This is a genomic window from Variovorax atrisoli 110B, assembly GCF_000382045.1.
In the GTDB taxonomy this organism is placed as follows: domain Bacteria; phylum Pseudomonadota; class Gammaproteobacteria; order Burkholderiales; family Burkholderiaceae_C; genus Variovorax; species Variovorax atrisoli.
Genome location: NZ_KB907456.1, coordinates 167,486 through 178,995, shown reverse-complemented (window position 1 = coordinate 178,995; position 11,510 = coordinate 167,486). Strand labels below are relative to the sequence as shown.

The following is an 11,510-nucleotide window of genomic DNA, read 5'->3' as shown; positions in this document are numbered from 1 at the left end:
GCGGAGTTCCCGAAAAATGATGCTTCATGTGCCCGAAGTGCTGAGCCCCGAGCAGGTGCGCGAGATGCGCGCTGCGCTCGATGCAACGCAATGGACCGACGGACGCGAGACGGTGGGCGCCCAGGGAGCGCAGGTCAAGCGCAACCGCCAGCTGCCGGAGCATTCGCCTGTCGGCAAGGAACTGGGTGCCATCGTGCTGGCGGCGCTGGCGCGCAACGCGCTCTTCTTCTCGGCCGCTCTTCCGTCGCGCTTCGTGCCGCCGCTTTTCAATCGCTATGAGGGAGGCGAGCACTACGGCGTCCATGTCGACGGCGCCGTGCGCGCGGTGCCTGGCAGCAGCCAGCAGTTGCGCACCGACTTGTCGTGCACCCTTTTTCTTTGCGATCCGGAAGGCTACGAAGGCGGCGAGCTGGAAGTGATCGACACCTATGGCTCACATGAAGTGAAGCTGCCTGCCGGCGACCTCATTCTTTATCCGGCGAGCAGCCTTCACCGGGTCCATCCTGTGACGCAGGGCGCGCGGATCTGCTCCTTCTTCTGGCTGCAGAGCATGGTCCGCAGCGATCAGCAGCGCGGGATGCTTTTCGAGCTCGACCAGAACATCCAGAAGCTGCGCGCCCGCCTGGGCGAATGCGAGGAAACCGTGGCGCTGACGGGGCATTACCACAACCTTCTGCGGCTCTGGTCGGAAGTCTGATTCCACGTCCCAGGCCGTTGCATGAATCAGTAACACATAGTTATTGTGAATGCGATGGATTCTTATTTATAATCGCTCCATCCAACAGCCAGCCAACTGCCGCTTTCACCGCCATGATCGTTTGTGTCTGCCGCCGAGTCTCCGACCGCGAAATCGCACGTCATGTGCGCGCGGGCATGACTTTCGACGAAGTCCAGTTCGAACTCGGCGTCGCCACCCAGTGTGGCCAATGTGAAGGTTGTGCGCGCGATATCGTCGCGCAGTGCAGCGCTTCGCACCCGGTTGCCGCATTGAGCTGCGAATCGGGTCCGAGGGCGATCCAGCTTGCCAACTCCATCAAGGAAAGCAAAGCATGGAACTCGTCTCGGCAATCGGCGGCAGCCTGATCCTGGTCGCTGGTTCGGCCTGGTGGATCTTTCGCAAGTAACGCCTGTGGCGTCTTCGTAGCGGTTTTGCTGCAATCGGGGCACCTTTGGCGGTGCCCGCATTCGAATGGTTGATCGTGTCTGACCGCTTCGCCCCCCCTACTTCCGTCTTCGGCCTTTCGCGCAATGTCGTCATTGCTGGAGGGGTCGTCCTGTTTCACGCCGCTGCGCTCTGGGCGCTTCAGAGCGGGCTGCTTCGGCGTGCGGCCGAAGTGGTGATCCCGGTGGAGATCATCAGCCAGCTCGTGGAGCCCCCCAAGCCGGCTCCTCCCCCGCCGCCTCCTCCCCCTCCGCCTGAAAAGAAGGTGGTCAAGTCGCCGCCTCCCCCGCGGCCGCAGGCGATCCGGGAACCGAAGCCGACCCCGGCGCCCAACGCGCCGACGGGCAGCGTCGAGCCACCGCCTCCTCCGGCACCCATTCCGCCACCCGCTCCGGAACCGCCGCCGGCTCCGCCCCCCGCCCCGCCGGCGCCGAAGCTGGTCGAGATCAGCGAAGGCCAGACGCAGTACGTGCGCGAGCCGCGCGTCGTCTTCCCTGCGATGAGCAGGCGCCTGGGCGAATCCGGTGTCGTGGTCGTTGCCGTGTATTTCAACAGCGCGGGCATCCCCAAACGGGCCGAAATCTTCAAGTCCAGTGGCTACGAACGACTCGACCAGGCCGCGCGCGAAGCGCTGATGTCCTCGCAAGTGACGCCATTCAAGCAGCCTGGGGCCAACGAGGCCACGGTCTACATGCTGAAGGCGCCCATCCGGTTCAATCTTTCCCAGTAATTTTTTGGAGTAGTACGCATGGATTCTCAATTCGGCTTGATGAACGTCTGGAATCAGGGCGATTTCGTCACCAAGGCCGTGGCAGTGCTGCTGATCGGCATGTCGCTCGCGTCGTGGATCGTCATCATCGTCAAGGCGCTCGACGTCATCCGCTACAAGCGCCTGGCCAAGCACTCGCAGGACTTCTGGCACAGCGAAGACTTCGCCACCGCCCTGAACAAGCTGGGCAAGGACGACAGCAACCCCTTCCGCGCACTGGCCCTCGAAGGCCGCGAGGCAGCAGCCCATCACCGCAACACCAAGGCCCACCTGCACGATGCGTTGGATGTGAGCGACTGGATCACCCGCGCCCTGCGTAACGGCATCGACGCCTTCACCGCCCGCCTGCAGACCGGCCTGGCGATCCTGGCTTCGGTCGGCTCGACCGCCCCGTTCATCGGCCTGTTCGGCACGGTCTGGGGCATCTACCACGCGCTCATGAGCATCGGCTCGGCCGGCCAGGCGACCATCGACAAGGTGGCCGGCCCCATCGGCGAGGCGCTGATCATGACGGCGCTCGGCCTCGCGGTGGCCATTCCCGCAGTGCTGGGCTACAACGCGCTGGTTCGCGGCAACAAGTTCGTGCTGACCAAGCTCAACGCCTTTGCCCATGACTTGCACGCCTACTTCGTGACCGGCGCACGCGTGCAAAGCGGCAGCGACGCCATCGTCGTTCCGCTCAAGAAGGGCTGAGCATCATGGCCTTCGGTACACAAGACGAACCCGATGAGGTGATGAACGAGATCAACATGACGCCGCTGGTCGACGTCATGCTGGTGCTGCTCATCATCTTCATCATCACCGTGCCGGTGATGAAGCACGCGGTCAACATCGACCTGCCTCGTGCCACCAGTGAGCCGGAGCAGCCCAAGCCGCAGAACATCATGTTCAGCGTGACGGCCGACGGCACGTACTACTGGAACGAACAGAAGATCGACGACAGCGAGTTGCCCGCCCGCCTCGCGGCGGAGGCCGCCAAGGAGCCCCAGCCCGAGATGCACATCCGCGGCGACAAGGCGGTGCGCTACGAGCGCGTGGCCAAGGCGATGTCGGAAGCCCGTGAAGCTGGCGTGCGCAAGATCGGCTTCGTCACGGAGCCTGACACGAAGTGAAGCGAAGAAAGACCGCAAGCAAAAAAAGTTGATCGCGACGATTGACTTCTACTTGCGAATCATTATCATTCACTCATCGCTTCGATAAGGGAACTACAGATGCCAGCCACACCGAATGCCTTTTCTGTTCTGAACCATCCTTCGCTCGACCAGTCGGGTGGCGGCCATGCGTCCATCCAGGCAACGCGTCCGGTGCCGATGCTCGAAAGCACGGAGCTCCTGAAAGGAAGCAAGACCGTGGGCATCATGCACAACGGCTCCCTCTACCGGCTGCAAGCCACCAAACTCGGCAAGCTGATCCTGACCAAGTAAGTCGTCCAGCCGCCCTTCGCGCAAGTTTCATCGTGGGGCGACTCAAGGAGATTCATCTCCGAAGGGTCGTTTTTTGCTAGCCAACGGTTTTCCGACTAGCCAAGCTTTTTTTCCACGCTGAAGCAGCCCAAACAAAAACGCCGACCTCGAAGTCGGCGTTTTGCTTTTTGCGGAGACCTGAAACTCAGAGGCCCAGCGCCGCAATGCCAGCCTTGGCGATCTGCGCGTCTTCGTTCGACTTCACACCGCTCACGCCGACCGCGCCGATCACATGGCCGTCCTTGACGATCGGCACGCCGCCTTCGAGCAGGCCCTGCACCTCAGGCGCCGTCAGGAACGCCGTTCGGCCGCCGTTGATGATGTCTTCGTAGACCTTGCTCTCGCGGCGGCCCATGGCAGCCGTATGCGCCTTGGCGGGAGCGATGTGCGAGGACAGCGCCGCAGCGCCGTCCAGACGCTGCAGCCACAGCAGGTTGCCGGCGTCGTCCGAGATCGCGATGGTCACCGCCCAGTTGTTCTTGAGGGCCTCGGCCTCGGCTGCCGCAGCAATGGCCTTGACGTCAGCGAGTTCGAGAAAGGATTTGGTCTTCATGATGGATGAGCTCTGCTTGCGTGAAAACCCAAGAGCATAACGGCCACGCCGCAGCCGCTCCGCGAAGGCGGCCTCTGGCTTGGGAACACCCCGCATACGGTCTTTTCGATACCCCCTCTTGCAGCCCCCTAGAATGCGCCCAACTGCATCCTTGCAGCAACCACAGGAGCTCCGGCCATGAACGACCGCGTTACCACCCTAGACACCTCCGCCTACGGCCAGCCGCTGGCCCAGGCCGAACGCCAGCGCGTGCTGCGCAACACCTACTGGCTACTTGCCCTGAGCCTGCTGCCCACGGTGCTGGGCGCCTGGGTCGGCGTGAGCACCGGCATCACCCGTTCGCTGACCGGCGGCCTGGGCCTCATCGTCTTCCTTGGCGGCGCCTTCGGCTTCATGTTCGCCATCGAGAAAACCAAGAATTCCGCCGCCGGTGTGCCGGTCCTGCTGGGCTTCACCTTCTTCATGGGCCTGATGCTCTCGCGCCTGATCGCGATGGTGCTGGGCTTCAAGAACGGCTCCGAGCTCATCATGACGGCCTTCGGCGGCACTGCCGGCGTGTTCTTCGTGATGGCCTCGCTGGCTACCGTCATCAAGCGCGACCTGTCGGGCATGGGCAAGTTCCTGTTCGTCGGCGCGATGGTGCTGATGGTCGGCGGCATCATCAACGTGTTCGTCGGCTCGACCACCGGCATGCTGGTCATCTCGGTGGCCGCCATCGGCATCTTCTCGGCCTACATGCTCTATGACCTGAAGCAGATCATGGACGGCGGCGAGACCAACTACATCAGCGCCACGCTGGCCCTGTACCTCGACCTGTTCAACGTCTTCCAAAGCCTGCTGGCCCTGCTGGGCATCTTCGGCGGCGAGCGCGACTGAGCGACGCGCAAGACACGCGCTCCAGCAAAAAGGGCCCCTCGGGGCCCTTTTTCATTGCAGATCGAAAACCGCCATCGACTCCACGTGTGCCGTGTGCGGGAACATGTTGACCACACCTGCATGGGTGCAGCGATAGCCCGCCTGATGCACCAGCAGACCCGCGTCGCGTGCGAGCGTCGACGGGTTGCAGCTCACGTAGACGATGCGCCTGGGCGGCGTCCAGCCATCCGTGCGCAGTTCGGGCTGCTGATGAAGATCGGCGATGGCCTTCGCCAGCGCAAAGGCACCTTCGCGCGGCGGGTCGACCAGCCACCTGTCGGCGCTGCCATCGGCCACCAGCATCGCCGGCGTCATTTCGAACAGGTTTCGCGCCACGAAGGTCGCAGGCGAAAGTGCTCGGCGAGCCGGCGTGGCAGGCTGGTTCCTGCTGAAGTTGTCGGTCGCGCGCGCAACAAGCGTATCGCTGCCTTCGATGCCCAGCACCTCGCGCGCCCTGCTGGCCAGCGGCAAGGTGAAGTTGCCGAGGCCGCAGAACCAGTCGATCACGCGCTCGTCAGGCTGCACGTCGAGCAGGCGCAGCGCCTTGCCAACCAGCGCCCGGTTGATGTGTGGATTGACCTGCGTGAAATCGGTGGGCTTGAACGGCATGGTGACGCCGAACTCCGGCAGGCGGTACGCCAGCGGCGTTCCGCCCTCTTCGAGCAGTTTCACCGTATCGGGACCCTTGGGCTGAAGCCACCACTGGACGCCTTCGTTCTTTTCGGCAAAGGCCTTCAAACGGTCGATATCGGCGCGCGAGAGCGGCTCGAGGTGGCGCAGCACCAGCGCGATGGTGCCCAGGCGCGTGGAGTCGGGCGCGTCGCCGCAGGCTAGTTCGATCTGCGGGCAGGTGTCGCGCGCGTCCATGGAGCCGATCAGCTCGCGCAGCGGCATCAACATCTCGCTGACCTGCTTCGGCAGTACCGGACAGACCTGCATGTCGGCCAGGTAACGGCTCTTGCGCTCGTGGAAGCCGATCAGCACCGTGCCCTTCTTGGCCACATGACGCACCGAGAGGCGCGCGCGATAGCGGTAGTGCCAGGCCGGCCCTTCCAGCGGCCGCAGCAGGTTTTCGGGCTTGACCTTGCCGAGGTGCCAGAGGTTGTCCTCCAGCGCACGCTGCTTCACGGCCACCTGGGCAGCCGGGTCCAGGTGCTGCATCTTGCAGCCGCCGCAGGCGCCCGTGTGCAAACCGAAGTGCGGGCAGCCCGGACGCACGCGCTGCGACGATTCGCGGCGGATGGCCGTGACCGTGCCCTGCTCCCAGTTGTTCTTGCGACGATGCACGTTGAATCGCACTTCCTCGAAAGGCAGCGCGCCTTCGATGAACACGACCATGCCGTCGGCCTTGTGCGCCACGCCCTGCGCGTCGAGGTCGAGCGACTCGACCTTCAGCCATTCTTCGCCTGGATTCGCGGGCAATTTCTTTTCTTCGATGGATTCCGTCATCCCCCGATTGTCTCAGCGTGGCCGGAAGGCCCTAGAACAGCGCGTCGCGTCCCACGCCCGAGCGAGCCAACTGCCGCCGCATCTTGGCCAGCGCCTCGTTCTGGATCTGCCGCACACGCTCTCGCGTGAGCCCCAGGCGCACGCTCAGCACCTCCAGCGTCTCGGGCTCGCGGTCGTGCAGGCCGTAGCGCCCCTCCAGCACCTCGCGCTCGCGTGCGTCGAGGGCGTGCACCCACTGGTCGAGCAGGCGCTCGACCTCCCGCGTGTGCGCCACGTCGGTCGGACTGCCCTGCTCGTCCTCGGACGCGACGGTATCGGCCAATGTGAAGCCTTCATCCCCCCGGGAGTCGCCCGCATCCAGCGAGCGCGGGGCTTCCGACAGGGCAAGGAGTTCTGCCACGGATTGCACATCGCGTCCGAGCAGCGCGGCGATGTCCTCCACCCGCACGCCGTCCGGCCGGTGCGCCAGGAATTCAGCATCGCCCTCGAGCGTGCGGCGAGCCTTCAGCACCTGCTGCAGCTCGCGCACCACGTGCACCGGCAACCGGATCGCTCGCGCCTGCGTCATGACCGCGCGCTCCACCGACTGGCGGATCCACCAGGTCGCATACGTTGAAAAGCGGAAACCGCGCTCGGGCTCGAACTTGGTGATGGCGTGCATCAGGCCCAGATTGCCCTCCTCGATGAGATCGGACAGTGGCACGCCCCGTCCCAGATAGCCCTTGGCGATGTTGACCACCAGCCGCAGGTTGTGCTCGATCATCGACTGCCGTGCGGCGAAGTCGCCCGCGCGCGCGGCGCATGCGGTCTCGTACTCCTGCGCGGGCGTGAAGAGCTCGGTGCGCCTGACCTGGCGCAGGTAGATGGTCAGGGCATCCGCACCTTCGCCGCCGACCAGTTCGCCGACAGCGCCGTTGGCAGGCGCAACGATGTCCGCCGATGGGTCTACGGGGTCTGGGTCTTCTTCGGGAGTGTTCCCGCGCTGCTCTCCGGCGAACTTCCGATTTCCGTTGCCGGGAGACAAGCGGCCGTCGCTACCCGCCGACCCGCGCACAGGCAACTGCGTGCGGCGGGGGCGGGAAGCGGCCATGGCATCACCTGCTGGGCAGGTAGCGAGAGGGATCGACGGGCTTGCCCTGGCGGCGGATCTCGAAATGCAGCTTCACGCGATCGGCATCGCTGTTGCCCATCTCGGCGATCTTCTGGCCCTTCTGGACCGACTGGTCTTCCTTCACGAGCAGCGTCTGGTTGTGCGCGTATGCCGTGAGGTAGGTGTTGTTGTGCTTCAGGATGATCAGGTTGCCGTAGCCGCGCAGGCCCGCGCCCGCATAGACAACACGCCCGTCGGCTGCGGCCAGCACCGGGTCGCCAGCCTTGCCGGCGATGTCGTAGCCCTTGTTCTTCGCTTCGTCGAAGCCGGCGATCAGCGTGCCGCTCGCAGGCCAGATCCAGCCCACGTCCTCGTCACCCGAACCGCCGCTGGAAGGGCTTGCCGGCGAAGCAGTGACTGGCGCCGGCGACTTGGCCGCGCCGCTGGACGGCGTCGAGGGCACCACCGCCGGTTGCGGCGGCACCGCCTTCGTGACCGCGCTATCGGAAGAAGGTGCCGGCGCTGCTGCGACCGCGGTGCCGGTGGGCGGAATCACGCGCAGCACCTGGCCGACTTCGATCAGGTCGGGGTTCTCGATGTTGTTCCAGCGGACGATGTCCTGCCAGCGCTGGCCGGTATCGGCGCCGATGCGGCGGATCGTGTCGCCCGGACGGACTGCGTAGTAGCCGGGCTTGCCGTAGTTTTCGATGCCGGGAAGCGGCTTGCCGTTGGCGTCGGTGGTGATGGGAGGCCCGCCGGGCACCGTGGCGGCCGGTGCGCGCGTCATCGTGCCGCGGTCTTCGACTGGTGCCGGCCCGCGAGGTGTGGAACAGCCCGCGATCACCAGCACAAAGGCCAACGTGACGCCAGCGAACCAACTCCGATTGCCAAAACCCTGCATTTGTTATTCCTTCAAGCGATTCCGGATTTTAGGGGGACAAAGTGAACGGCCTCAAGAATGAGCCGCTCCAGTCCGCGGGGGGTCTTGTCGATGACGACGAGGGTCTGTCCGCCCTTCGCGGAATGCGTCGGCGCCACGATGCGGCCGCCCACGGCAAGCTGTTCGATCCATGCCTCGGGCACCGCCTCGCCGCCCGCAGCCGCGATGATGCCGGCATAGGGCGCGCCCTTGGCGTAGCCGATCATCCCGTCGCCCAATATCAGGTGCACGGTCGCGAGCCGGAAGTGCCGCAGATTGGCACGCGCCCGCTCGTGCAGACCGCGCAGGCGCTCGATGCTGTAGACCTCGGTCGCCACATGGTTCAGCACCGCGGCCTGGTAGCCGCAGCCCGTGCCGATCTCTAGCACCCTGCCGAGCTTGCCATCGGGCTTTCCGGCAAGCGCGGGAGCGCCCATCAGCAGCTCGATCATGCGAGCCACCACGTTGGGCTTGGAGATGGTCTGTCCCAGGCCGATCGGCAGGCTGGTGTCTTCGTAGGCCTGGTTGACCAGCGCGCTGTCGACAAAGCGATGGCGCTCCACGGCGCCCATCGCGCGCAGCACGCGCGCATCGGAAATGCCCTGCGCCGCGAGCTTCTGCACCATGCGCGCGCGCACGGCGTCGGACGCCATCGAGGGCGTGGACGGCACCACGGGCCTGACCGGCGCGGCGGGCATGCGCCCTCGCGTGGCGGCCGAAGCGGTGGGTGTCAGGCGGACGGGGAAACTGGGCCGCTGCGTGGCCATGTCAGTTGCCGAGACGGGCCACCGTCTCGCGCCATTGACCAAGGTTGGCGTGGTCGGTCAGGTCGATCTGCAGCGGCGTCAGCGCGATGTGGCCGGCCGCGGTGGCATGGAAGTCGGTGCCTTCGCCGCTGTCCTTGGCGCCGCCGGCACCGGCGATCCAGTACATGGTCTCGCCGCGCGGGCTGTCCTGCGTGATCACCTTCTCAGCCGCATGGCGCCGGCCGAGGCGGCAGACCTTGACAGGCTTCAGCTCGTCGAAAGGCAGGTTCGGCACGTTCACGTTGAGCAGGAACGCGCCGCCTTCGTGCATGCGCTCGCGCTCGATCTGCTGGACCAGGCGCCGCGCCACCTGGGCCGCCGCATCCACATGGGCCCAGCCCTTTTCGATCTGCGAGAACGCGATGGCCGGAATGCCGAAGAGGTAGGCCTCCATCGCGGCGCCCACGGTGCCTGAATAGATGGTGTCGTCGCCCATGTTGGCGCCGTTGTTGATGCCTGAAACCACAAGGTCGGGCCGATAGTCGAGCAGGCCCTTGAGCGCGATGTGCACGCAATCGGCCGGAGTACCGGTCACGTAGCGAAAGCCGTTGTGCGCCTCGCGCACGTACAGCGGCGCTGCCAGCGTCAGCGCGTTCGACTTGGCGCTGTTGTTGTGTTCGGGTGCGACCACCTCGACTTCGGCAATGTCCTTGAGCGCGTCGTGCAGAGCGACGATGCCCGGCGCCTGGAAGCCGTCGTCATTGGAAATAAGTATCTTCATGGTGCTTCTGGATGCACCGGATTGTAGGCTTCGGGTGCGTCGCAGCAGGGACAAGCCCGCCCCGCCTCGGCCCCTATCATGCCCGCAGTCATTGCCCCAACATTACTTGTCTGAAGGAGACCCCTGGCATGCACGCATGGCTTTGCGAAAACCCCGTCGGCGTCGACGCGCTGACCTGGAAGGAACTGCCCACCCCCACTCCGGGCCCGGGCCAGGTGCTCATCGAGATCAAGGCGGCGAGCCTGAACTTCCCAGACCTGCTGATCGTGCAGAACAAGTACCAGATGAAGCCGCCGCTGCCCTTCGTTCCGGGCTCCGAGTACGCGGGCGTCATCCAGGCAGTGGGCGAAGGCGTCACGCACCTGAAGGTCGGACAGAACGTGGCGTGCCTTTCCGGTACGGGCGGCTTCGCCACCCACACGCTGGCGCCCGCGGCGCTGTGCATGCCGCTGCCCGAAGGCTTCAGCCATGTCGACGCGGCCGCGTTCATCATGATCTACGCCACCTCCTGGCACGCCCTGATGGGCCGGGCTCAACTGAAGGCCGGCGAAACCGTGCTGGTGCTCGGCGCTGCAGGCGGCGTGGGCACCGCGGCCATCCAGATCGCGAAAGCGGCCGGCGCCAAGGTGATCGCAGCCGCTTCCACCGACGAGAAGTGCGAGCTCTGCCGCTCCATCGGCGCCGATGCGACGATCAACTACACGACGCACGCGCTGCCCAACGGTTTTCGCGACGCCATCAAGGCCGCGACCGATGGCAAAGGACCGGATGTCATTTACGACCCGGTCGGCGGCGATTTCGCGGAGCCGGCCTTTCGCTCCATCGGATGGCGCGGCCGTTATTTGGTCGTCGGTTTTGCATCGGGTCCGATCCCCTCGCTTCCATTGAATCTGACGCTGCTCAAAGGCGCCTCGCTGGTCGGCGTGTTCTGGGGCGATTTCGCCAAGCGCGAGCCCCAGGCCAATGCGCAGATGATGGCCGAATTGGCTCAGTGGTACGGCCAGGGAAAGATCAAGCCGGTCATCGACAGCACGATGCCCATGGCGGAATTGAAGGCCGCTTACGCTCACATGGGCTCGCGCGGAGTCAAAGGAAAACTGGTGATGGTGAACTGAGCGCGCTGCTCGGCCACACAATAAAAAAGCCCGCTCATGCGGGCTTTTTTATTGGGCATCTGCCCAGCGAAAACGAGGCGAGTTACTTGATCTCGTAATCGGAAAGCGACTTGCCCGCAGCCAATGCCTCGGTCACCCAGCGCGGCTTGCGGCCACGGCCGCCAGACCAGGTTTCGCCCGTCGGGCTGCGATATTTGGCGGCTGCTTTTGCCGGAGCGGCGCTGGCGCCGCGCTTGGCGGAAGCTGCGCGGCCGGTCAGTTTGAGGTCGGAGGCCGTCAAACCATATTCCGCGATCTTGCGGCGGACCTCTTCGATCACGCCAGAGCGTTCCTGGTTGCGCAGGTCTTCGGCCTGCTTGCGCAATTGCGCAATCTGCTCGTCGTGCTTCTTGATCTGGGAATTGATATCGGCGAGGGTCGAAGCCATTCTTGGACTCCAGAAAATTGAAAACGGGGCGATTTTAATTCAGTTTACATTTGGCACAAGTGCCCCGGCAGCCGAAAAAAACGACGGGACATTGCATTAATGCAACAACTCGCAACGTAAA

Annotated in this window: 15 protein-coding genes; 8 read left to right on the top strand and 7 right to left on the bottom strand. The window is 64.7% G+C overall.

All coding sequences use genetic code 11. The features are described from left to right. The first annotated feature begins 16 nt into the window (after window positions 1-16). From G369_RS0120500 to hemP, 6 genes are all read left to right on the top strand, one after another. Window positions 17-697: a Fe2+-dependent dioxygenase gene (locus G369_RS0120500; RefSeq protein ID WP_019655904.1), complete on the top strand. Its 681-nt coding sequence runs from the start codon at window positions 17-19 to the stop codon at window positions 695-697. 113 nt (window positions 698-810) lie between these two features. Then, window positions 811-1,083 carry a (2Fe-2S)-binding protein gene (locus G369_RS37695; protein ID WP_019655903.1) on the top strand — a complete coding sequence of 91 codons (273 nt, stop codon included), beginning with the start codon at window positions 811-813 and terminating at the stop codon, window positions 1,081-1,083. Window positions 1,084-1,199: 116 nt separating this feature from the next. Further along, window positions 1,200-1,892: an energy transducer TonB gene (locus G369_RS0120495; RefSeq protein WP_244164361.1), complete on the top strand. Its 693-nt coding sequence runs from the start codon at window positions 1,200-1,202 to the stop codon at window positions 1,890-1,892. 18 nt (window positions 1,893-1,910) lie between these two features. Then, entirely contained in the window at window positions 1,911-2,624 is a 714-nt protein-coding gene (locus tag G369_RS0120490; RefSeq protein WP_019655901.1) for a MotA/TolQ/ExbB proton channel family protein, read from the top strand. A gap of 5 nt (window positions 2,625-2,629) precedes the next feature. Continuing rightward, window positions 2,630-3,043: an ExbD/TolR family protein gene (locus G369_RS0120485; RefSeq protein WP_019655900.1), complete on the top strand. Its 414-nt coding sequence runs from the start codon at window positions 2,630-2,632 to the stop codon at window positions 3,041-3,043. Window positions 3,044-3,142: 99 nt separating this feature from the next. Next, complete coding sequence (hemP, locus tag G369_RS0120480; RefSeq protein ID WP_019655899.1) at window positions 3,143-3,355, top strand: hemin uptake protein HemP; 213 nt, start codon at window positions 3,143-3,145, stop codon at window positions 3,353-3,355. 184 nt (window positions 3,356-3,539) lie between these two features. Here hemP and G369_RS0120475 read toward each other — a convergent pair whose 3' ends face one another. Next, entirely contained in the window at window positions 3,540-3,947 is a 408-nt protein-coding gene (locus G369_RS0120475) for a GlcG/HbpS family heme-binding protein (RefSeq protein ID WP_019655898.1), read from the bottom strand. A gap of 177 nt (window positions 3,948-4,124) precedes the next feature. On the opposite strand from G369_RS0120475, the gene G369_RS0120470 reads away from it, so the two are divergent. Next, window positions 4,125-4,823 (top strand): Bax inhibitor-1/YccA family protein, encoded by a 699-nt coding sequence (locus tag G369_RS0120470; protein WP_019655897.1) that lies wholly within the window; start codon window positions 4,125-4,127, stop codon window positions 4,821-4,823. A gap of 51 nt (window positions 4,824-4,874) precedes the next feature. Here G369_RS0120470 and rlmD read toward each other — a convergent pair whose 3' ends face one another. The 5 genes from rlmD to surE are packed head-to-tail and all read right to left on the bottom strand — an operon-like array spanning window position 4,875 to window position 9,847. Next, on the bottom strand, window positions 4,875-6,311 hold the full coding sequence (rlmD, locus tag G369_RS0120465) for a 23S rRNA (uracil(1939)-C(5))-methyltransferase RlmD (protein ID WP_019655896.1): 1,437 nt from the start codon (window positions 6,309-6,311) through the stop codon (window positions 4,875-4,877). Window positions 6,312-6,342: 31 nt separating this feature from the next. Next, a complete protein-coding gene (locus G369_RS0120460; RefSeq protein ID WP_026346521.1) occupies window positions 6,343-7,401 on the bottom strand; it encodes a sigma-70 family RNA polymerase sigma factor in 1,059 nt (352 codons plus the stop codon). A gap of 4 nt (window positions 7,402-7,405) precedes the next feature. After that, complete coding sequence (locus G369_RS0120455) at window positions 7,406-8,302, bottom strand: peptidoglycan DD-metalloendopeptidase family protein (RefSeq protein WP_019655894.1); 897 nt, start codon at window positions 8,300-8,302, stop codon at window positions 7,406-7,408. 11 nt (window positions 8,303-8,313) lie between these two features. Then, on the bottom strand, window positions 8,314-9,087 hold the full coding sequence (locus G369_RS0120450) for a protein-L-isoaspartate(D-aspartate) O-methyltransferase (RefSeq protein ID WP_019655893.1): 774 nt from the start codon (window positions 9,085-9,087) through the stop codon (window positions 8,314-8,316). A 1-nt stretch (window position 9,088) separates the two neighbouring features. Further along, window positions 9,089-9,847, bottom strand: a complete 759-nt coding sequence (gene surE / locus G369_RS0120445) for a 5'/3'-nucleotidase SurE (protein ID WP_019655892.1) — start codon at window positions 9,845-9,847, stop codon at window positions 9,089-9,091. A gap of 128 nt (window positions 9,848-9,975) precedes the next feature. Between surE and G369_RS0120440 the strand changes: the two genes are divergently transcribed. After that, window positions 9,976-10,962, top strand: coding sequence for an NADPH:quinone oxidoreductase family protein (locus G369_RS0120440; protein ID WP_019655891.1), 987 nt, complete (start codon window positions 9,976-9,978; stop codon window positions 10,960-10,962). Window positions 10,963-11,044: 82 nt separating this feature from the next. On the opposite strand, the gene G369_RS0120435 is transcribed toward G369_RS0120440, so the two are convergent. Next, a complete protein-coding gene (locus G369_RS0120435; protein WP_019655890.1) occupies window positions 11,045-11,389 on the bottom strand; it encodes an H-NS histone family protein in 345 nt (114 codons plus the stop codon). Window positions 11,390-11,510 lie beyond the last annotated feature (121 nt).